Source organism: Providencia sp. PROV255, assembly GCF_028478065.1.
Classification (GTDB): domain Bacteria; phylum Pseudomonadota; class Gammaproteobacteria; order Enterobacterales; family Enterobacteriaceae; genus Providencia; species Providencia rettgeri.
Genome location: NZ_JAMPMI010000003.1, coordinates 154,557 through 178,001 on the forward strand (window position 1 = coordinate 154,557; position 23,445 = coordinate 178,001).

Consider the following 23,445-nt stretch of genomic DNA (forward strand, 5'->3'; position numbering starts at 1 on the left):
CCTTGAATGATAATAATAAAAGGAGATATGTATGTCAGCAAATAGTAAGCCAAGCTTTGACCCACTTGATATGCGTAATTATTCATTAGAAAAATTCCGTGATATCAAAGCTGGCGCACTAATGCAAAATCTCAAACTCATTGGTGTACCTTTAGCTATTCTCTCATTTCTATTTTTCGAATTACAATGGTGTGGGACAATCGATGTATTTGAAGCACAAACAAAAGTTCCGGCAGCTCATTGCTATAGTGCAATGGGGATTTTTGTTGCTTCACTGATTTTATGGCTCACTGAAGCTATTCCAAATTATCTCACGTCATTAATTGTCGTTGTTGTCGTTATCATTACTGGTGTGATGAAAATGCGCCCTGCCTTCGCGATGCTAGGTGAACCCGTCATGATTCTAAATATTGCCAGCTTTATCCTAGCGAGCGCATTAGTTACGACAGGTTTGGCAAAACGTATTTCACTCATGCTAGTACTCAAAACTAAAAATCATTTAACCATGTTATTCCTATGCTTTGTGGCATTAAACTTGATTTTTGGTGCATTTATTAGTGCAACCTCGGCAAAAACGGCACTACTGCTGCCATTATTTATGGTGATTTCGGCTATCTACGGTGCCACTGGTGGTGCTCAGCGTAACAATGTTGGCCGTAATATGGTGCTCCTTAACTTACTGGCGAATAATGTCTCCGCTAGCGCATTCTTAACAGGTTCTGCGGCCAATTTATTAGCGGCAGCAATGCTAGAAAAAGCAGGTGCATTAGTCACTTATCAAGATTGGTTTATTGCACTATTCCCATTGGCTGTCATTCAATGTTTAGTCGCATGGTGGACTGGGACTCGGTTTATTTTTAGGATTACAGATGAAGAAAAAACACCGAAACTCGAAGGTGGCATGGACCGCTTACGCTCGGAATATAATGCATTAGGTAAAGTCAAAATCAGTGAAATTAAAGCAGGGGTCGTATTTATTCTTGTTTTACTATTATGGTCCACGGGTAAATGGACAGGCTTACGAGCTGAAGTTGTCGCATTAGCAGGTGCTTGTATTGTCCTGATGCCCTCTTTTTCACGGCTGCCAGCAATGGGTGTCATGAAATGGAATGATGCTGATATTCCATGGCACATGTTAATGTTTAGTTTTGGTGCTTACGTATTAGGCGGTATGATGGACCAGACGGATATTGTCGGCCTTTATGTCCACAAAGCCTTTGACCATTGGAACATAGACCCTCAAGGTGCTGGAAAACTGCTTGTTTTCGCTGTATTAAGCGCAGTATTTGCACTCACCACATTGATTAGTGAAAGTAAAACAGCACGTACAATTATTTTATTCCCTATTATTATTGCCATTGCTCAACGATATAACTGGGATTTAGTTGGCTTCTGTTTACCAATGGCGTTTATGATTAATCAGGTTTATGTTCTCTATTTTAACTCTAAGCCTGCTAATATCAGTTATTTGACTGACCAATATTCAACCGGTGACTCATTTAAATATGGTATGATTCAACTCATTCTTATCTGGATACTACTAATACTATGGACACATTACATTATGCCACTCATGGGATTTAATAGTTATCTTTGGTAAAGATAGAATATTGGCCAAAAGAACAGTGTGAAGGAAAATATGATTAAAGAATCTCTCAAGATCCATGGAAAAAAACAGTTTGAAATCAAACAAAAAGTGTTGTTTCCACGTAAGTCTAAAGAGATCCGTTACCAAGTAGAGACCTTTTTCTTTTTGCCTTCATCATTACAGATTAACCCAGACCTCTACACAGCATCAAACCTCCAGCGCAGCCTCAAAAACTATATTCGGCTGCGCCCACCGACCGTAAAATTATCATCACTGACTGATGAAAACGGGGCATTAGATGAACTAAAACAGTGGTTACAACAATGTACGCCACAAAACTTACCTTCATTAGACGAGTATGAAAATAGGCTAAAGCGCTATGCTTTAACCTTCAAAAGAACCGTTCGTTTGAATGTTAAAATGGTAAGCCAAAATCCCCAACGGCAAACGCCTGAATACTTAGCTGAGTTCATGGCAAACATCGCAAAATGTCTCTGTACTTATCGGGAATTAGCAACACAGTCAACCAAAATTGAAGAAGCAATCCATTCCAATGCATTTTCTTATTGTGACGAATTCATGACGTATTACACCATGAATTATTTACGTGATTTATTAGCCGATAAGCAAATGCCATTGCGCGAAGAAATACGTCATTTCTGGTATCAAGAAATGCGTTACCTAAAGAAACAATACCCTGATTGTTTTCCTAGTGATGAGACGGATGCTGAATTAGTCACATATCGCCGTAATTTATTGAAAAAATATATCAATCGCTATCTCTATTTAGAAATTCGCCACAAGCGAGGACTTCCCCTGTTATTACACTCTATTTATGGTATTGCTGCTGCAATTTCAATGCTTTTCGCAACTGTTATCGCCTTTTTCTGGCAAGGAAAATATGGGGCTTTAAGTGCCAACTTATTTTTGGCTATGGTCATCGGCTATATCTTCAAAGATAGGCTGAAAGAAGTAGGTCGAGAGCAGCTGTATCGCTTATTTCAAAAATGGATCCCTGACCGGCAATTACGTATTTACCGCGAAGGAGTGAAAGCACCAGTCGGTATTTGTAAAGAGTCTTTTCGTTTTATTAATGAAAATATGCTTTCCCCAGATATCCGTGAAATGCGGCAAAAATCGCATTGGGTCAATTTAGTTAACGTCCAGCGAATGGAAGATATTCTGTATTACCGCAAAGATGTATTGCTACATAACCGCCAATCCGTGTTTGAAAAAAACCAATCATCAATCGCAGATATTACGCGTTTTAATATTTCGGATTTCCTAAAATATATTGATATTAGCTATGAAGAACTCACTGTGAATGATGATGAGCCTGCGATTATTGGTGAAAAGGTGTATCACATTTACCTTTGCCGTCGCGTCACAATTAACAAAAAAACTTATAATGAGCTAGCTCGTTTAGTGGTGAATGCCGATGGAATTAAACGCTTAGAAGTGTTGCAGTCACTAGATTTACTGACAACCGATGAAGATATTGAAATTTCACCATAAATATTTTGTTTTTTTATTTTCTTCTCAAGAAAAATATTCTAATTCACGATAATTTTCTAAATCATTCGAACTGTAGCAAGGCGGCAAGAGAAGATATCTCGGGGAGCATACAAAGGTATGTGACCCGAGTAGCTGAACGTAGCCAACACCGCTACAGCTCGAAGGATGACGAAAATTGGGAACATACAAAAGTATGTGACCCAGAGTAGCTAAACGTAGCCAACACAACTACAGTGCGAAAGATGACGCAAATTTAGTAGTAGAGAGCAATATACTGATCATCCACCCGCTTAATATCCACTGGCGTATCAAAAATATCCTCAATAATTTCAGATTTCATGATCTCTTCTGGTTTGCCATGATAAGACAGACGCCCGTTTCTCAGTGCAACAATGTAATCTGAATAAACAGAAGCGAAGTTTATATCGTGGATCACTAGGATAATGGTTTTCCCTAGTTCATCAGCCGCTTTACGTAATAACTTCATCATAATCACCGCATGCTTCATATCGAGATTATTGAGTGGTTCATCCAGTAAAACATATTCTGTATCTTGGCATAAAACCATTGCAACATAAGCTCGTTGGCGCTGGCCACCCGATAATTCATCTAAATAACGGTGGCGCAAATCTGACAAATTGAGAAAAGAGAGTGACTCATCAATTTTCTTTTTATCATCAATAGTTAAACGGCCTTTCGTGTACGGATAACGCCCAAAGCCAACCAGCTCCTCGACGGTTAATCGACTCGCAAATTGGTTCTCTTGGCGCAAAACCGATAAGCATTTTGCTAATTTATCACTGGGTGTTGTTGAAACATCAAGCTCATTCACTTTGACATAACCGCCATCATCGGGCTGTAACAAACGCCCAATAATCGACAGCAGTGTTGATTTACCTGCACCATTAGGCCCGATGATTGAGGTAATACCGCTATTTTTAATTGTTGTTGTCACGTTATCTAAGACTTTAGTATCTTGATAACTTTTCGATATCTGACTAATTTCAATCATACTAAAACCTTCTTAACACCATATAAATAAAGAAAATTCCGCCGACAAACTCGATAACGACTGATAATGTTCCCGCCATATTTAAACCGTACTCAAGAATCAACTGGCCGCCAATCAGCGCAATGACACCAAGTAGAAAGGAAACGGGGAGCAAATAGCGGTGTTGGCTACTGCCAGCCACTAAATAAGCTAAGTTCGCGACCATCAAGCCTAAGAATGTTAAAGGGCCAACCAGTGCCGTAGAAACAGCAACCAAGATTGAAATAAGTAACAAAATAACCGTGACTTGCTGGCGATAATTAATCCCTAAGTTCACCGCATTGGCTTGCCCTAACGCGATAACATCAAAACAATAGCGCATGCGCCACAACAAAACCCCTACCACCGCTGTAATCAGCAGTGTGAATACAATCAGCTCAGGCGTCCCCTTCGTAAAGGTGGCAAACATCCGGCTTTGTAAAATGGAAAATTCATTGGGGTCCATTAAACGCTGTAGTAATGTCGCTACACTGCGAAATAATGTGCCAAGAATGATACCTACCATCAATACTAGGTTGATATTCATTTTAACTGACACAAATAACCAGCGATAAAGCAGAACAGAGAACAACACAAGTAATGTGGACTCTAATAAAAATTTACCAATATTCAATAACCAAGAGGATGGAAAGCTATCGGTATAGAAGACAAAAATGGTTTGTAATAATATAAATAATGCTTCTAACCCCATGATAGATGGGGTCAGTATCTTATTATTAGCAATAGTTTGAAAGAGAACTGTTGAAACCCCAGCAGCGAAAGCCACCACGATCATCGTGAGAACAATATAGCCTCGATGCGGCAAAATATAGGCAAGGTTACTGCCCAAATTGACCGTCATATAAAGAATAATGGATAACAATGACAAAGCCAGTAGTATCCATATTCTTTGCAACGGCGTTACCCTTTTCTTCGGTAACGCTATTGATGTATTAACTTTTTGCATAACGTTGTTGCTTCAACAATAAATATAAAAAAATCACCGCGCCAACAACACCTAAAATCACACTTGCAGGGATTTCAAATGGATAGCGAATTAAACGCCCAATAATGTCACACAGTAAAACTAAACCACCACCAGCAATACAAATCCAAGGGATGGTTTTACGTATGTTATCCCCCATCACTAAGCTCACGAGATTTGGAATAATTAAGCCTAGGAAAGGTAACGCGCCGACCACCACGACCACTACGCCGCTAATTAAAGCGATAATCGATAAACCGATGGTCATTACTTTGCGATAATTTAGGCCAACATTAATTGAAAATTCACGCCCCATACCGGCAACCGTAAAGCTATCGGCAATCCAGCAAGCAATTAACGTTAATATTCCTACTAACCACAATAGTTCATATCGGCCTTGAATGATGCTAGAAAAGTCACCGCTCATCCATGCACCAAGTGATTGTAATAAGTCGAAATAATAAGCAGTAAAAATGGTCAATGCGCTAATCACTGCACCCAACATAATCCCTACCAATGGGACTATCAGGGCGGATTTTAAAATGACACGACGCAATAGCACCATAAACAACATGGTGCCAAGAAGCGCAAAACCGCTAGCGACCACCATCTTAGTCATAATACTTGCTGCAGGGAAAAGCACCATAACGACCAATAAACCTAAACTGGCTGACTGGGTTGTCCCTGCAAGAGAAGGTTCAACAAAGCGGTTTTGTGTTAATAATTGCATGATTAGCCCAGCAACGCTCATGGCGCTACCTGCTAAAATCAAAGAGACGGTTCGGGGAATTCGGCTAATAAAAAAGATGTCTTGCATCTCTGGGTCGGTGAAAAGCGAAACGGGTGACACGTCACCCGCTCCAATAAACAAGCTTAATACCGCTAAAACCAATAACGCGATAATTCCACAAAAAAGATAAAGCGTTTTCATCGGTTATTTTGCTTGGCTCTTCTCTAATGCTGTATTGATATCGTCCATTAACTTAGAGTAAGTTTGAATACCACCTGCAATATATACGGCAGTTGGGTCAAGGTATGTAATTTGGCCTTTTTCCCACGCTGCGGTTTTTCTCACTAATGCGTTATCTAATACTTCTGCTGCTGGCTGTGCATCTGTTTTACCAATCGCGCTATCACGGTCGATAACAAATAACCAATCTGGGTTTAATTTCACCAGTAACTCTGCATTAACGATGTTACCGTGGCGACCCGTGTTTTCTTCAAATACATAAGCAGGTTCAAAACCTAATACATCAAAGATAAAGCCGAAACGAGAACCCGGACCGTATGCGGAAATTTTACCGCCACTGACTAAGATCACCATCGCTTTACCCGCGGTAGGTGCTTTAGTTTTGATACCTTCAATTTTAGTATTGAAGTCAGCAATCAATTTTTTGGCTTGTTCTTCTTTACCAAACAATGCACCAAGTTCATTAGTACGCTCAGTTAAGCTACCAATAAAGTTTTTGTTATCAATGTCTAATGAGATAGTTGGAGCAACGCCACTGAGTTTGTCATAAGCATCACGGGCACGGCTTCCACCTAAAATCAGGTCAGGTTTAGCATTACTTAATGTTTCATAAGCGGGTTCAAATAATGTTCCGCCATTGACGTATTCAGAACCACTATATTTCGTTAAGAATTCAGGGAAGCGAACGTTGGTTTGTGGAACACCCGCAACTGGGGCTCCAAGTGCATCCATGATGTCCAATGTTTCCATGTTCATCACAATGACTTTTTGAGGATGACGAGGAATTTCAGTTTTGCCTTGGGCATGTTCTATCGTGATAGTTTGTTTTTCTGCAACTTGTGTTGTTTCTGTCGTGTCTTTCGCGTTATCACAACCGGCTAATACTAACGCAGATAACAAAGCAATACCCGAAACTAATGATTTTGCAAACATCTAATTTCCTCCGTCCATCGATAAAAGTACTGATGATTAAATTTTGTGATTCACAATTTGGCGTATATTACACGCAAACAAGCGCAAATGATATTAGTTTGCATTTGCATTCACTAAAAAGTTGTCTTAACGCACAAAAACATCAATTCAATGAATTGACCACGTAGGTTTTAATGTTTAAACAAAGAGGATAGATATAGAAAATCAGGAAAATAGAGTAAAACGTGATTTGACTGCACTTCATTGGGTAAAATAAATAGGTTGAGCCTGCGACTGTATTTGTTTGCTTAACTATTTTTATGACAGCAGACGATATAAATCCGTAATCTCAACCTATATACCATTAATTCCCATTTAAATGCGCATGATTACATGTCATCTAATTGCCCATTTTCATTGAGCTGAGAACTAATATCTTCAAGAAACCAATCAATTGGCGTTTTCATCAAAAATGCAAGTTTAAATAAATGAAACAAATCAATCTTGATTTTACCTCTTTCATAGCGTGAGATTTGCTGTTGACTAACACCTAACAATTGAGCTAACTGAAACCCTGTATATCCCAGTTCTCTACGTTTTTCTAAGATCCTCTGACCTACCATATAATGGATTTTTTCGCTGCCATTTTCTGAATACATATTATCACCATTTATTAAGGCACAGTTAAAATAAGGGCTGCGGCACCTTCAAACTGACCAGCTTGAACTCGGCCATTGGTACCTAATACGGCTTTTAGGGATACCGAGTTTGTTCCACCTGCAGGCACATGGATTTTGTAACCATTTTCCCCTGGAGTATCATTCCCACCTAAATACAAATTCGCATATAAGCTATTATCTGCTCGTAAATTTACACGTCCATTTGTCACGTTCACACCAGTGGCAATCACCAAAACATCCATCGCTAAGTTACATGTCACACTAACGTTCACTTGTTTTGATTGGCCAGCGAGATCAGCTTCGCTAATTGGGCCAAAGTTAATATCCGGGATGTTATTGTTGATCTTACAAGCTCCTATTGGTGGCGGAGCTATACCACATTGAGAACCAGGAAGTAGACCTCCTCTGCTTGTAACACCAGTGCGATCTTGGTAAAACAGCCCCACACACTCTTGATTATTCTGTAACCTAACTCCGGTATGAACAGCCCACTGTGTTGCTGGAGCTGTCGCTCTTGCCAAAACCCCGGGGATATTCTGAACATCTATCATATATCGATACTTAGAAATTTCGGCCAAATTGACTGTTGCAGCCCCCGGTGTTCCATCAGCGGTATGCTTATGACTTATGGTGAGATAGCATGTCGACCACCCATAACAAGGATTAGGCGTACTCGGCGATTCAGGATCCCAACGAGCAATCACATATTTATAATCTGCATCTCCGTTATTTGGATTATTACCGGGTCTTGATTCAGTGATATAGGAAAAAATATAAGCTGATGCAGAAGGCGAAAACATGACTGCACCAATTAATAGCGATAAAAATACTTTCATATTAGTTCACAGCCTTATTATTCATAATCTAATTTAAATGTTGCTACAGCACTGTAAGGCCCTACTTTTATTGTCTTATCAGCAATAGCATCCGGTTCACCTTTTAAATAGGCATAGAACCGCAATTGGTTAGCGCCATCTTGTAGCGTTAGCTTCGAGCCTTTCTGTTCAATAGCCAGTGGTGTTTTATCTGAATTTTGCAGCCCCACCGCGAAACCCGATGCAACACTACTTGTTGATAATGCTAAAAAACCAGGAAGTGCAAGATTAGGTGTCCCTGAAAAAGTCACTTCCACAAATTTGCCTATTGTCGTGTCACAGTCAGACAACTTAATCACAAACTCTTTAGGCGGAGTTTCACCATAGGCATAAAAGTTTTTCTCCGGTGTATCAAAAAAATCCATCGGAATGTTTTCATCACCCGGTAAAATAGTGCAAGGCTCCTCCACTAAATTACCGATAACTCTTAAATTATCAGGCACAGCAAAAGCAGCATTAAAGTTAATAAGTAAGGCGCCTGCTACTGCACATTGGATTACTTTGTTCATTATTGGTACTCCGCTAGCAATGTGCCTGTTGCAGTAAAGCCCCCTTCAGGCAACGTCACTCCCAATCGCTTGACAGGAACAACCTCTAAAACAGGCGGTTGCCCATAAGTAATTTTCAATGGTTTATTGATTTCAAAACCTAAACCATTTTGGGTAATACGCATGCCAAGATCTCGAATATTGGTTTCCAGTGCCGACTTATCAAAATCTGTTGCTGTCCCTTTGATAGTTAGCATTAAGTCCCAACCTTTTAAATTGTCTTCACACTTCAAAGCGTAATTAATAGGTTTCGTAAATCTGATACCATCAATCTTATGTAAACCAATATCTTTGTATTCAATAACGTGGACTTTATCTTCAAAAACAGTGCAAGGCGGTGGAATTAGCAAGGTTCCAGTAAACTCCACATCATTTGCCATCACGGCACTGCTAGGTATAACTAACAAACTCATTATCAGAGGAAGTCTTTTCATTATTCTTTGCATTATTTTTCCCTCACTGATAATCAAGTTTGATAGTGACGCCTGCATGAAAAACCCCACCCTTTGTCAGAGTTGTGGATAAATCACGAACAGGTATGGCTTCAAATTGAGGCGCATTTGGGTACACAAACTTGACCTCTTGGTTCAATCGAAGCTTGCTTCCGTTATAACGAAAAGCAATCCCTAAACCCGGAAGATCTGTTTCAATTGCCCCACTATCAAAAGATGCAGGAATACCAATCAACGTCATTTTCATTTGTGATGTTGGCCTTTTTTCACAATTAATATTGTAATTTATGGGCTTCGAATAGGCGTTACCGTCAATTCGGGTACTCATGATCTCATCAAAATTAACTTTGATTATATTTCCACCATTAATTTTGCAAGGCGGTGGAGCCAAAACAACCCCTTTAATCGGTACAGTTATCATACCGGGTGTAACTGTTGCCCGTGTATTTCCCGATGGGCTAATACGTGAATCAGGTAATCCTGCATAAGAAACCGATGTAAAAAATAGTCCAGCGAGACAAGATGCCAGCAGGTACCGCTGCTTGTTTAAATCACTCATAATCCACCTTAAAGTCCATTACGGCGCTGAAACTTCCTTCAGTCAATTTTTCAGGGGTTCTCACTGGCGTTACAAAGTATTGAAGAGTACCCTGCGGTGCATCGAGAAATTGAGGACGACCTCGGCTTCCTAGCCTGATGTCTTCTCGTTGTGCATCTGTCACTTCTAACGCCAAGCCAGAGACGCCTTTTACACTTAACATTTCTGGAAAATGTTGATCCGATACGGCAACAAAAGAGACAGTTATCACCGGTTGCATTGCATCCCAAAGCGATCTTCCCGTTCTTGTGTCTTTCATTCGGCTTTCCGTGCGAATGCAATGTCTAAATTCTAATTCGAATGAAACTGGCTCAGCTCTATCACCAGGTTTACGCAGTGAATAAGAAGGAATCTCCCCTAGAGACACTTCTTGGCGCATTGAATTAGTCACATCCATCGTACAAGGTGCTTCGGTCATCATGCCATTGACTGTCAATGTTCCATGTAATCCATCAATATCCCAACTGTCTGCTCCAAAGGTGAACACTGGAACTAGACCGAATAAGATAGTGCTGAACAGGAGAGTCCTTTTCATACGTTATTCCCCGTTATCTATCCGTCGAAGATTCAACTTTGCAAGTTGTACCAGCGCAACCAAACGTCAGTTTAGGCCTTCCACCATAATCGTTGATATAAGTTAGAACGGGTTTTGCCCCCATCGCACTTGCACTACCTTTAAGCATCCCATTACTTTTTGGTGAGATCATGACAGGCTCAAACTGTTTCACCGTGTCTCCGCCCACTTTTGTACTTGCGTCTACAATGGTGACGAAATAAGGGGTTGGATTCGTGACTTCGTAGGCATCACCTTTACGTGTTAGCGTAATTTTCTCTTGCCATGGATTCTCTAAATCCGTGCGTGTGGCATATAACGCTTTTGGTCGATAAAACAATTTAATTCGCGTCTGTAATGCAATTTGTAATACGTTCGCTTCTTTACTACGTGGTGGAATTTCACGTAAATTAAAGTAATAAACACTCTCTCTGTCCTGAGGCAATGTCGCGATATCAGGAAGAGCTTGAATTTTAACTTGGCTACCTTCACCCGCTTCTACACGTTGAACCGGGGGTAAAACTGTGAGTGGGCTTTCAATTTTGTTACCATTTGCATCTTCAATCCACCCCTGTGCAAGGTATGGTAACTCTGTGTTTTCATTCTTAATATTCAAGCTAATGGTCTTTTCAGCCCCATTATAAATGACGCGTGTTCTATCGAGGGCAATCGCGGCCAAAGCCTGCCCACATAGCACCGCGGATAACGTGATTGTTGTAGTAAAAAATGCAATTTTCTTAATGTTCATATGTACCAACTAGTTATAAAATCAAGCAATTTGGGTTACTCGGTATAATCTACGCTGTAAGCAATATCCGGTGGTTTCAATAACCAACGCTGACTGGGTGCTACGCCCTGTTTAATCGGTGCAGGCTTGTAAACTGGTGCTGGCTGCCCAACAGGAACGGCTTTTGCTGGCATATACCCAGGTTCAACACTGGGGCTGCTTGTACACGGTAATAACAGTGAGTTAAATTCAGCCGTTGTAATATTTTCTGGAACCTGAATTTTGCACTGCGTGCTTCCATCCCAATGCACATCTAAAACTTCATTTGGATTGACACCAGAGATATACACAGAGCCATTATCAGTCACGATACCGAGCTCTCTATTTTTTTCATTTCTCACTGTGGCGCCAAATGGCGGATAACTTCCATCGGCCAATGCCAATCTCACCATAGTTTTAATACCCGATAACACTTCAAACTCACGATAAGCAACCGCCCCTTCGGTCAGCGTAATTGGCTGAGATGTCCGAATAGCTTCCACATTGTCAGGCAATTGAGTCACATCAATATGTGTATTAGTACGGTAATAATCACTGATATCAGCAACTACCGCTTTACCAAAAATATTGGTTTCCGTGGTCGGCCCGAAACCTTGAATAGGCACATTTTTCACACCTTCAGTACCCACCATCACACGGCTACCACCTGGGGTATTAATACGGTGCAGTGCGGCACCATGCCCTGTGACTGTTGCACCACCTTGTAGAGAAAAGGCGGCTGAAGAAGTATCACCATTGATATAGCTGGTACTTGCAGTTACTGTTGCTAAATCAGCGTAACGCGTATAGAAGCCATCAATAGTTCCACGACCTCGGCTACTCACCCCAGTACCAACACGATAGTTGGTCTTATCATCAACGGAGTCGAAATAGCTGACAGTGTGTGAGTTACCATCTCTCGTTATCATATTGTTGTAGCTAATTGATGCTCTATCTGCCCATGGCAAAGAGAGGTTCATGTATAGCCCATCGTCATTATTTCTATTATCAAATTTGTTGCGGAATGCCGTTAAACTTAAATTGATATTTTTAAAACGACCGATATTGAAATATTTCGCAATAGAAACGTTATAACGTTTTGCCGCTGGCTTATTCCAATAGGTTTCGTGGTTATAGTTCAGATACGCGGTTAGGTCTGCATTCGTGAAATACTTATTAAATGTAATCGTATATAGCTCTTTACTATTATCGAACTCCACACCTCTATAACGACGATCGAGGTATTGGTTCATACTCATAAAGTCACGTTCAGAGAATCGGTATCCAGCAAAGGTTACTTGGCTATCATATTCTTCAAAACGTTTTGAATAACTTAAGCGATACGATGCACCCGTATAGATTTTGTTATCTGTTTTCAGTTTTGCTCGTGACTCGGTGATATCGAATGAAATTGCACCGAAGGCAAGTAAATCTCGACCAACACCCAGTGATAACGCGTTATAATCACCCGCTGCTATACCACCACCAAATAATGACCAACCGTTAGAAACCCCCCAACTAAACTCCCCCGTAACAAACCCTTGCCCTTCGGTTTCATGTTCCATATTATTCGGTCGACCACCCGCTATCTTAAATAGCACTGAGCCTGGACGTGTTAAATAAGGAATAGAGGCGGTATTCATTTGAAACTCTTGTACAGAGCCATCTTGCTCTTCTACTCGTACATCTAACTTACCGCTAACCGCATCACTTAAATCTTGAATACGGAAAGGTCCCGGAGCGACTTGCGTTTCATAAATAACGCGCCCTTGCTGAGTTACAATCACTTTTGCGTTGGTTCTTGCAACACCTGTTACCTCAGGTGCATAACCACGTAGATTTGGTGGTAGCATTCTCTCATCTGAGATCAGGCTCACCCCCATATAACGGAATGAGTCAAACAAACCTGAGCGTAAAAATTGCTCACCCATCGTTAGCTTTGCATTTAACTCTTTGATTGCTCGATAAGCATAATACTGGCTCCAATCCCATTTACGATCGGTTGACTGCCCATTAGTCCGATTATAACTAGCTTGCCAATCAGCCCTAAAACGCCACGCGCCGAGGTTAAAACCTGTTGTACCATTACCAGTAACCGACTGGGTATTGGCTGAATCCGCAGGCCTTGTCACGTTAGCATTCAAGTTATAGTCAAAAATTAGAGCGGGCACCCCTTCATCCCAACGAGATGGTGGATCCCAGTTATCAGAAGTAAACTCGATATAAGCCTGAGGTACCGTAATTGTGATAGTTTCTTTAGCTAAAGAGCCATTTATTGTCATTCCTGGAATCGTTTCTGGAATTAAACATTGGCCATTGTTAGAAAACTCAACCTTCTGTTTCCATTCATCGCGCAAAGCGATATGGTCGACAACATCTGGCGTTAAACAAGGCTCTGTCATACTTGGATCATTAGGATCCGCGATATATTCAATATCAAAAGTGTCAGCTAAGTCGCGACTATTTAAATTAATTTTAAATGGATACTTCCCTGGCATGACATAGCCTGCTCGAGAGAACTCATTTAAGGAAATATTGCTTTTATCCTGAAGGTCTAAAACATCCGTATTAAACTCAATATTATCATTATTCGCATTAGCTAAATTTATATGAGCAATAGCTATAAACACCATGGTAGCAACAGGCGTTAAAAAATAACTTACTGAGTTATTAAATACTTTATTTTTACTTTTTAATCGCAGAGCCATAATAGTCCCTTAGTAATAACTCAGTAATAATCCATTTTAAAACGGATAGTTGTCTGATAATTTCCTGGTTTTAAGCGTTTATTATTAGGTACTACCTGCACCTTATAGTGCAGAGTTGTCTCCCCTGCTCTGATGGGTAAATCCGGCATTGCCTTACCAGGTATTGCAACATTTCCAGCTGTGTCAGAAATTTTTACTGACAATCCGTTTGCATGCCCGAAAACATCGAAGCTGCGGCCATCTGTCGGGCCATCAAATGTAATATTGAAAGTTTGCCAATTAGGAGTTCCAGGAGTTACCGGTGTTAGAACACAATTGATAAGGCGTATAGAGAAATTACTTGCAGGGCTTTCTCTATCGTTAATTATCTGGCTAACCGGTACAGTTGTTATGTTAACTGATTGATCTCGGCTATCTGCATCAATTGCACAAGGGCTCTCAATAATTGAACCACCCATAGTGACAGTTCCTTTGAACTGACTTTGTGCCCGAGAATTTTGATTTTGCGCACTCGCTATCGGGGCAAATATCATTCCTGAAAGCACCATGACAATGATGCCAAAGTGATTCATAGCGACTCCATTTCAACTTAATAACCAATTTCAACGCATTAAAATTAGTGCCCATACATCCTTGTACGGGCGGTACCAATTACTGGTAGCTCAGAGCAAATGTTGCGATTGCGTCAAATTCACCTGGTACAGCTGGTTTATTTGTTGCATCAGCATCACCTTGCAAATACGCTTGGAAGCGCAGTGTGTTTGCACCAGTGAATAAAGCTTGAGATGGAGATTTAGCACCTAAAGCAATTTTAGTACCGTTGAAATCAGTGATCACGATACCTGCGTTTTTTGCAGTACCAGCGATAGCTAAACCATCAGTTACAGAAGCACTTGGCGTACCAGTAAATGTAGTTTGAACAGTTTTCAGAGTCGTGATATCACACTGCTCTAATTGGATGTTGAAATCGCGAGCAATACTTTTACCGCCACCGTTTAATGCAGATGTTGCGATAGCACCCATTGGTACTTCAAATGCTTGAGAACCTGGTGGAATTGAGCAAGGAGCATCAATGATTGAACCTTTAAAAGTGACTTGGCCGCCACCTTGGTTTGCAGAAGCAGAACCAGCAACCACTGCCAGACCTAAACCTAATACTAAAGCAAGTTTATTTAATTTCATTTTATACATTTCCATTAGATAAAAAGACAATACAAATTAAAATAACAAGTTATTATTAATCTGATTATTTTAATTTTTTTCTTAAAATATATTCGGTTAGTAAACATTAAAGATTGACACTAATAACCATTCCTATTTATCAAACTCCATTAATAAATAAGACAATTAAACAATGCATCAATGCGTTGCCATTATTATATCTCATTTTAATTATGTCAAATCCACCAATTAATTAACAACCTTCACTGTAAGTTAGTGATATATATATAATATCCACAATATACTCTATTTTGAATACACCATTACAGGATAAACAAGTGATGCATACCTAATTAAATTGATTTTTTCTTAATAAAAAACCACAAAATAAACCCATTCAATATTAATAAAGTTTTTTATACTCATAAAACGGGTTCTTATTAGTGAAAAAAAATGGTTAGGAAAATAACGCTAACATTAAAACAAGCCTAAATTATTAAAACGAAATTTTTATCGGTGGATAATTAATCAGAAATATCCCAAAAAAAGAATTAAATAATTTCATAATATTTCTTAATTCATTAATTGTTACATTTATCTTGAAAATTAAAAAATAAAAATAATGGTATCAATATCAAATATATATCCAACAATTAACATACATAAAAATATAGAAATCAGCGAAAAAAGAACAATATCATAAAACATTTTTTTAAATTAAAATAAAAATAGAAACAATTAAGTGAAAATTTAAAAAAAGGCATGATCGAGAAAAACCTTGGCATTACAAAATATTTCAAAAGGTAATTAAAGGTAATTTTTAATTAATTTATAAATACAAAAACCTTATCTTAAGACCTGAAAATTTCAAAAAAAATATTTTCAATAACAATTGAATTATTTCATAATGAAATTAACCCATTTAATTAAGATAAGTTAGATAAAATAATTTATTAGAAAACTCACAATGAGTAAGTATGATATCTTAAATTGTTATCGATAATTACATCACTGACATAATAGTGAAATTAAATATAGAGACCCTACATTTAAGTAAAAACACTAATCAAGTAAAACATAATTCATCTTTATTTTTAACATTATCGACATACTTATTTTCGCATTTGTAGGTAGCTAAAAACTTAATGTACTACTCAAGAACAAAGGAACTAAAATATGATGAAAGTAGATATTATTGAGTCAAATATAAAATAGATTGATCTCAATCAGATTAAGAACAATCTATGCTAGCTTAGTTTGATGTCAATACGTCTTTATTTTCTTGATAGGGTATTCATTGAGATGGTACATGTGAGTAGGCAAGAAGCCATATCATGCTCTAAGCATCGGTGGGTCGGCAGATAGTCTCTAACTAGTCAAAATATAAGATAAGAAGTAGAAATTTTACTGCCACTTCGTGGCGTCAGAGTTTGAGGCGATTGCCAACAAGGCTAACATATTCTTCTCTTACTCCATGAGAGATGATCATCAATAGTGTTATTGGATTAATTTTTCAGCTGTAGAGCAACATACAATAGAACCTTACTTTCAATCGTTAGTAGATCTAATTTTGTTATCTCAGATATTCTTTTTAAACGATAATCTAATGTATTTCTATGAATAAATAATTCTTTAGCTGTTTCACGAGATAATAAATTATTTTTAAACCAGACTGTTAATGTTTTAATCAATACACCATTAGAATCTTCATGTAATAATGTATTCAATGGTTTTAATAGTTCTTCTGAAGACCATTTAAAATTTAACCCGTATAATAATACCGGTAGCATGATATCTTGGTAACAATAAATTTTTAACTGGGGTTTTTTAGCTTTCCCTACTTGCATGGTAATTTTAGCTGTCTCATATGATTTTTTAATTGATTCCTCTGCAGGATCTAAAAAGAAATTACCTAATGATATTTTCACTTGTAATTTAAATAATTTAAGAATATCCGATTCTAATTTTAAAATTTTCTTTTTTGCAGTGTCAATATCCCAGCGATTGAACTTATTTAATGCAGGAGTTAAGCAGACAATTTCCGTCAAAGATTGAATAGCGACTAAGTTATCAGGATTATTATACTCTATTAATTTTTTAATTTCTTGTAATTCACTAAATGCACTATTTACACCTAATTGTCCGCTATCTACTTCAATAATAATAGCGACTCGTGGAATAGAAAAATTAATATTAAGCTTTTTAGACCATTCAGTTATGTTATCAGGAATGGTTCCATTTTCAATATACGCTAGAATAATTTCTTCTTTAAAACGATCGTTTAAATTCAAATGGTTATAAATCTCTGCCTGCTCTAACATCATTACTGCCGTCATGGAAACCAGCTCCCCAAATTGTTTAATTTGGGTTGGCTCTCCGGTTAATCCTATTACACCAATAATTTTACTATTCAAATAAAGAGGTAAATTAACACCTGGTTTAACCCCATGTAAATGATTCGCAGTGGCGTCATCAATAACAACTGTTCGCTTTTGCTTTATTGCGAGTAATGCACCTTCATGGAATTCACCCAATCTATTACTATCTCCACTTCCTATAATACATCCAGTTTCATCCATAACATTAATATTACAATCAATAATTTTCATGGTTCTATCAACAATTTCTTGCGCTAATTTGGAGGTAAGACAATAATCATACATATTTCAACCTCTTTTACTGGTGCTGTAAAATAGAAACAAACTTTCCAATCATAAATTTTAATAATGTTTATTTTTAATTTAATTAACTCCAGTATTCAATATTCCTTGAAAAAATCAAGAAAAATAAATTTCATTTAAAATACAGCAAACAAAGCTAAATTTTAAAACTATTATTTCAATTTTTATTATCTATTTTAATATTCAGCGTATTCGCAATATTTTTAGTACAATTAAATAAATTACTTTCAGCATTATTTAAAGCTTCTTTTAGTGAACTAATTTTATGTAAAATACTAAACGCTGAATCAATACCATATTGTTGTAAATGACTGAGGTCATCACCAAGGCTTCCAACAATGGCAATAACGGGTATTTTATGTTTTCTCGCTAACTGAGCAACGCCAAAAGGCACTTTGCCATTTAAACTTTGGCTATCTAACCGCCCTTCACCTGTAATAACTAAATTTGCTCCTACCATGTGTGATTCAAGGTTCAAGGTTTGTGCAATAATATCGAAGCCAGGCTTGAGTTCCGCTTTGAGAAAAGCAAGTAAGGCTGCTCCCATTCCTCCTGCAGCACCGGCTCCTGCAATATAATGAACTTCAACATGCAAATCTCGCTTAATGATATCTGCAAAATGTTCTAAATTTTTGTCTAACATTTCAACATGTTCATTTGTCGCCCCCTTTTGAGGGCCAAATATCACAGATGCGCCATTTCTCCCTATTAATGGGTTCGAAACATCACAAGCAATACTAAATTGGCACGCTTTTATCCTCGGGTCCATTGTGCTGACATCAATACTCGCTAAATCGGCAAGTGCTTGCCCTCCTAATTTGATTTGTTGCCCATGAGAATCTAATAATTTGGCCCCAAGTGCTTGCAACATTCCTGCTCCGCCATCATTGGTTGCACTTCCACCTATACCAATAATAATCTGCTTTACCCCAGTATCTAGGCAGGCCTTTATCAACTCTCCTGTGCCATATGATGTCGTTAGTAATGGATTTCTTAATTCAATAGGGACTAGCTCTAGCCCACTTGCCGCAGCCATTTCAATAAATGCTTGCTGTTTATTTTGAGATAAACCATAGAATGCCTGAACACTCGTACCTAAAGGACCAATAACATCAAGATGATAGATTTCCCCATTGGTAGCCTCAACCATCGTGACAACTGTACCCTCACCACCATCCGCAATAGGGCACTTAACATAAGTTGCATGCGGAAAAACCTCTTTGAACCCGTTTTCAATAACCGTTGCGACTTTCAATGCAGATAAACTCTCTTTAAATGAGTCAGGTGCAATGACTATTTTCATAAAAATAATCCTTTAGAAATTTTTATTATCAATAAGTTAAAAATTCAGGTGGGTACTCGCCCACCTGATACGACTTTTTATTATTTCGGTTCATCGAGTAAGAGGATCATAATTAAGCCAATCACCGCACAGATACCAAAGTAAGAGAAAACAGCATCAAACTTACCGGTCATATCTAACAATAACCCTGCCATCATAGGTGAAACGAAGCCACCTAAGTTTCCTCCACTATTTACAACAGATATCGCAATTGGATAGTTATTATTATCAGCGACTCCCATTGGATAAGCAGTAAATGCAGGCCAGCCAATATTCAAGAACAAACCAACCGAGAAAAGGGCAAGTGCAACTGCGCTCGTGCTTTCGGGTACATTCAACATCACTAACATCATCGCAATCGTCGCTACTGCGGTAAAAAGCATGGTGGGTTTGCGACGACGACCAAAAACTTTATCAGAGATCCAGCCACCAAAAATCGAGCCGATAAACCCACCAACAAATGGCATTGATGCAACAAAGCCCATTTTCATAAATGAAAAGCCTTTTTCATTTACCAGATAAGAAGGTATCCAGGTTAATATTCCATATAAAATACTGACCATCATGAAATAAGAAATAGTATTACACCAAATATTTTTAGATTTAAATATTTGGAAAGCTGAACTTAATGGAGTGACTGATTTAACACGAATAAATTTATCTAGCGTATTAAATTTAGGACTCAGAACAATATTGCCTTCTATTTTCTTTTCTGCAATTTCTGAATTATCGGCACGAATATAATCTAATTCACTTTGCGAAACAAAACGACTTTCCTCTGGTTTTGTTCTAACAAATAAATACCAAATAATTGCAAGAAAAATACCGGGAATAGCGAACAGAATAAAGACCCAACGCCATCCATAAGTTAATGCAATCCAAACAACTAATGGTGGAACAATAATCGGAGCAAACATCGTTGAAGCAATATAAACGCCAGTGGCGGTTGCTTTTTCTTTTGCTGGAAACCAGTTATTAATTGTCGACGTTAGCCCGACAGGAGTTGGTGCTTCGGCCATACCTAGGCCAAGACGCAACCACTTAATTGCAAAGGCAGATTGGGCTAAGCCAATAAACCAAGTCATGGCAGAAAAACCGAGAATGGATAATGACACCATACCTCTTATCCCACGTTTCGCCATCCAAAAGCCTGCGGGTATTTGACATAAAGCATAACCGAGGAAAAACATACTCGCGAGAGAGCCCGCTTCTAAATTAGTTAATTTAAACTCATCAGTAATAAAAGGTAGAACCGCACCAATATTACTTCTGTCTGCATAATTTACAGCATAGACGATAAAAATCAGGGCTAATACCACCCAACGATAATTCGTCTTTGGCCTAATCGGATTTGAATTTATCATTATTTTCGCTCCAGAGCAGTTTATTATTTAATACACGTTTTATTACCTGCTTTTTTAAGAATGAAACGATCCCTGCTAATTCATTAAAATTAACATTTAGGAACGTTATTTAATTTAAACTTACTTCAACTAATTTTATTTACTCGACAAGCTATGCATTGTTTCTTTTAATAAAGGATACAGCCCATTGTAAATATTAAACTGCTTGTTATAAGTATCTTGTGTTTTTTTATCTTGATTTGGTGTGAATGTGATATCTTCTGTTTTTATAATCGGTAAATCAGGGTCATTAATGCCACAGAAAAAACCGGCTCCTGTCGCACCAACCATTGCCGCGCCAAAAGCCGCTGCATCTGCTGTTTGGGCAATATTATATTCAACCTGAAGAATATCCGCTTTAATTTGAGTCCATAACGTATTACGTGATCCTCCCCCTACGCTGAGTAATTCATCTAATATCACTCCCCATTTTTCATTAGCAATATTCAAAATCTGTTTTAAACCATATGCTGTACCTTCAAATGCCGCCCTGACCATATCATCGCGAGTATGATTTAGCCGTAAGCCTATCCATGCTCCCGATGCATTAACATCCCAAATAGGACTACGTTCTCCAGCTAAATAAGGCAGATAAATTAAGCCATTAGCACCAGGTACTGATGATTTTGAAAATATCTCCAACTGTTCATGGTCATTAACTTCCGGCCAAACCGCCTGGTTTAGCCAACTGAATGTCCCCCCAGTTGTCGACATCGCTCCATGGGCCAACCATTGATTGGGAACGATGTGATATCGGTTCATAAAACGAGGATCAAAGTTCGGCTCTTCTAAGCAAAACGTAATGACTCCTGATGTTCCTGTTGATTCAAAAGCTGTTTCAGGGTCAAGTAACCCAACGGCAAATGCAGCAGCAGCAGTATCTGCCGACCCTAAAATAATTGGCGTATTTTCTTTCAACCCCGTTTCTTGAGCGGCTTCTTTACTCACCTTACCAACCACAGAAGTGCACTGGTAAATTGGCGGTAAAATATCGTGATTAAACTTCCAATACCTTAATAGTTCTTTTGACCACTTAGGTGCTTTAGACAAAACGACTGCGCCAGAATACGCGGCTTGGGTCGGGTCAATGGCGGCTTTTTGACTTCCTAACTTTAAAGATAAAAAGCTATTAAGTAGAACGACCTTATGAACTTTTTGCATTAATTCCGGCTGTTGTTCTTGTAGCCATCCTAACGTTCCCACCCAACATGCAGACGGACTTGGACTATTACAAGAAAGTGCCCGAACATGCGTTATATTTTCCCCGAGTGTTTGCTGTATGAAACCTTCGGAACGCCCATCAAGATAAGTAATCCCATTTGCAACAGGCTTATGATGTTTATCCAATAAAACCAGCGTTGGGCAAGCAACAGAAAAACTCACAGATACGATATTCTTTACTTGAGAAGTCACTTCTTTAACTGCATCTGCGGTCTTTTTCCAAAAGTCATTTAAGTCAATTTCATGATTTTTGGGAGATTTGGAAATAATATTGGTATCACGTGAAGCCTTTGCCAATAATTCTCCATGGAAATTAAATGCACAAACTTTCACGCTACTGCTACCTGCATCAATTCCCAAATAGACACTGTCCATCATGCTGCCTCCAACGCCTGCTTTTAATTGTTATGTATAATAATTTTAATCGCGTCACCTTTTTGAGCGGTTGCCATGGCCTCGTTGATCTCATCTAAAGCAAATCGGTGAGTCACTAATTTCTCGATATCAATTAAGCCCGAAGAAATCAGTGTCAAGGCTTGCTGGTAGCCTTCTCGACTTAACGCACTGGCTCCTGTAAGAATAAGCTCGTTGTAGTGAATAATATTGACATCAATTTGCGCCATATCATCCTTTGAAAAGCCGGCAAACAAGTTAACTCGTCCTCCTTTTCTAGCGAGTTCCAATGCGGGATTAACTAATCCAGGAATGCCAATAGCAATAATCACCACATCTGCGCCCACCCCTTCCGTCAAGCCTTTTACTACATCCAGTAAGTTTTCTTGCTGGCTATTGACGACACGTGTGGCACCGCAATTTAACGCAGCCTGTTGGCGTTGTTCATTGAGTTCACTAACAACAATATTTGTCGCACCTGAGAAGCGCGCAAGTTGCACATGCATTAACCCGATAGGCCCCGCACCAATAATGACCACCGTATCACCAAGCTCAATACCCACATTTTTTTGTCCATTGATACAGCAAGCTAACGGCTCAGCTAATGCTGCGGCTTCAAAAGACATCCCTTTCGGTATCTTAAAGACATTACCCGATGACAAAGCAACCTCTGGTATTCGAACATATTCCGCAAAAGCGCCATCAAATTCATAACCGATTGCTTGGCGGTTTAAACAGACATTTTCTTTACCGATACGACAATAAACACAAGAACGGCATGGCACGACAGGGTCAACAGCGATTGCGTCCCCGACGTTTAGGTCAGTCACATTTTCACCGACTTCGACAATTTCCCCTGAAAATTCATGCCCTATTACAGAAGGGTAACGCACGCCTTTGGTTTTTTTACCGGAAATAATCCGTCCGTCAGTTCCACAAATCGCGGCTGCCTTGACTTTAATAACCACATCGCCTTTACCAACTTGTGGATATTTAACGTCTGCCACTCTAAGTTCATTAGGCGCATACAATACCGCTGCTTTCATTTTTTCCTCCCCATGCAT

The 23,445-nt window shown here is 38.8% G+C and carries 21 protein-coding genes; 2 read left to right on the forward strand and 19 right to left on the reverse strand.

The genetic code is table 11. The features are described 5' to 3' along the window. Positions 1-31: 31 nt before the first annotated feature. Positions 32-1,600 (forward strand): SLC13 family permease, encoded by a 1,569-nt coding sequence (locus tag PR725_RS02150; protein ID WP_109912686.1) that lies wholly within the window; start codon positions 32-34, stop codon positions 1,598-1,600. A 39-nt stretch (positions 1,601-1,639) separates the two neighbouring features. Next, positions 1,640-3,103: a hypothetical protein gene (locus tag PR725_RS02155; RefSeq protein WP_109912687.1), complete on the forward strand. Its 1,464-nt coding sequence runs from the start codon at positions 1,640-1,642 to the stop codon at positions 3,101-3,103. Positions 3,104-3,356: 253 nt separating this feature from the next. Here PR725_RS02155 and PR725_RS02160 read toward each other — a convergent pair whose 3' ends face one another. The 19 genes from PR725_RS02160 to PR725_RS02250 all read right to left on the reverse strand — a co-directional run bounded on the left by PR725_RS02160 (position 3,357) and on the right by PR725_RS02250 (position 23,427). After that, a complete protein-coding gene (locus tag PR725_RS02160) occupies positions 3,357-4,115 on the reverse strand; it encodes an iron ABC transporter ATP-binding protein (RefSeq protein WP_102138091.1) in 759 nt (252 codons plus the stop codon). Between the two features lies 1 nt (position 4,116). Next, a complete protein-coding gene (locus PR725_RS02165; RefSeq protein ID WP_109912688.1) occupies positions 4,117-5,100 on the reverse strand; it encodes an iron chelate uptake ABC transporter family permease subunit in 984 nt (327 codons plus the stop codon). Further along, positions 5,087-6,049 (reverse strand): ABC transporter permease, encoded by a 963-nt coding sequence (locus PR725_RS02170; RefSeq protein ID WP_004907840.1) that lies wholly within the window; start codon positions 6,047-6,049, stop codon positions 5,087-5,089. The genes PR725_RS02165 and PR725_RS02170 overlap by 14 nt, the downstream gene beginning before the upstream one ends. 3 nt (positions 6,050-6,052) lie before the next feature. Further along, positions 6,053-7,021, reverse strand: a complete 969-nt coding sequence (locus tag PR725_RS02175) for a siderophore ABC transporter substrate-binding protein (RefSeq protein WP_004907838.1) — start codon at positions 7,019-7,021, stop codon at positions 6,053-6,055. A 368-nt stretch (positions 7,022-7,389) separates the two neighbouring features. Next, positions 7,390-7,659, reverse strand: coding sequence for a helix-turn-helix domain-containing protein (locus PR725_RS02180; RefSeq protein ID WP_004907837.1), 270 nt, complete (start codon positions 7,657-7,659; stop codon positions 7,390-7,392). Positions 7,660-7,673: 14 nt separating this feature from the next. Continuing rightward, positions 7,674-8,516, reverse strand: coding sequence for an MrpH family fimbial adhesin (locus tag PR725_RS02185; RefSeq protein ID WP_004907835.1), 843 nt, complete (start codon positions 8,514-8,516; stop codon positions 7,674-7,676). Positions 8,517-8,533: 17 nt separating this feature from the next. Then, the gene (locus PR725_RS02190; protein ID WP_004907834.1) at positions 8,534-9,064 is read right to left on the reverse strand and encodes a fimbrial protein; all 531 of its coding nucleotides are present in this window, start codon (positions 9,062-9,064) and stop codon (positions 8,534-8,536) included. Next, positions 9,064-9,549: a fimbrial protein gene (locus PR725_RS02195; protein WP_227024197.1), complete on the reverse strand. Its 486-nt coding sequence runs from the start codon at positions 9,547-9,549 to the stop codon at positions 9,064-9,066. Before PR725_RS02195 ends, PR725_RS02190 begins: the two co-directional genes overlap by 1 nt. A gap of 10 nt (positions 9,550-9,559) precedes the next feature. Then, a complete protein-coding gene (locus PR725_RS02200) occupies positions 9,560-10,114 on the reverse strand; it encodes a fimbrial protein (RefSeq protein WP_004907830.1) in 555 nt (184 codons plus the stop codon). After that, positions 10,107-10,688, reverse strand: a complete 582-nt coding sequence (locus PR725_RS02205; RefSeq protein ID WP_004907828.1) for a fimbrial protein — start codon at positions 10,686-10,688, stop codon at positions 10,107-10,109. Before PR725_RS02205 ends, PR725_RS02200 begins: the two co-directional genes overlap by 8 nt. Positions 10,689-10,701: 13 nt before the next feature. Beyond that, positions 10,702-11,454 carry a fimbria/pilus periplasmic chaperone gene (locus PR725_RS02210; protein WP_109912689.1) on the reverse strand — a complete coding sequence of 251 codons (753 nt, stop codon included), beginning with the start codon at positions 11,452-11,454 and terminating at the stop codon, positions 10,702-10,704. 35 nt (positions 11,455-11,489) lie between these two features. Further along, positions 11,490-14,180, reverse strand: coding sequence for an outer membrane usher protein (locus tag PR725_RS02215; RefSeq protein WP_004907825.1), 2,691 nt, complete (start codon positions 14,178-14,180; stop codon positions 11,490-11,492). Positions 14,181-14,200: 20 nt separating this feature from the next. Continuing rightward, positions 14,201-14,752 carry a fimbrial protein gene (locus tag PR725_RS02220; RefSeq protein ID WP_109912690.1) on the reverse strand — a complete coding sequence of 184 codons (552 nt, stop codon included), beginning with the start codon at positions 14,750-14,752 and terminating at the stop codon, positions 14,201-14,203. A gap of 79 nt (positions 14,753-14,831) precedes the next feature. After that, a complete protein-coding gene (locus PR725_RS02225) occupies positions 14,832-15,362 on the reverse strand; it encodes a fimbrial protein (protein ID WP_004907820.1) in 531 nt (176 codons plus the stop codon). Positions 15,363-16,846: 1,484 nt separating this feature from the next. Next, positions 16,847-18,004, reverse strand: coding sequence for a sugar diacid recognition domain-containing protein (locus PR725_RS02230; RefSeq protein ID WP_109912742.1), 1,158 nt, complete (start codon positions 18,002-18,004; stop codon positions 16,847-16,849). 175 nt (positions 18,005-18,179) lie between these two features. Next, entirely contained in the window at positions 18,180-19,325 is a 1,146-nt protein-coding gene (locus PR725_RS02235; RefSeq protein ID WP_004907817.1) for a glycerate kinase, read from the reverse strand. An 80-nt stretch (positions 19,326-19,405) separates the two neighbouring features. Continuing rightward, positions 19,406-20,728, reverse strand: a complete 1,323-nt coding sequence (locus PR725_RS02240) for an MFS transporter (RefSeq protein ID WP_272567382.1) — start codon at positions 20,726-20,728, stop codon at positions 19,406-19,408. 135 nt (positions 20,729-20,863) lie between these two features. Further along, positions 20,864-22,366, reverse strand: coding sequence for a xylulokinase (locus tag PR725_RS02245; protein ID WP_109912745.1), 1,503 nt, complete (start codon positions 22,364-22,366; stop codon positions 20,864-20,866). Positions 22,367-22,386: 20 nt separating this feature from the next. Then, positions 22,387-23,427 (reverse strand): zinc-dependent dehydrogenase, encoded by a 1,041-nt coding sequence (locus tag PR725_RS02250; protein WP_004907811.1) that lies wholly within the window; start codon positions 23,425-23,427, stop codon positions 22,387-22,389. Positions 23,428-23,445: the final 18 nt, after the last annotated feature.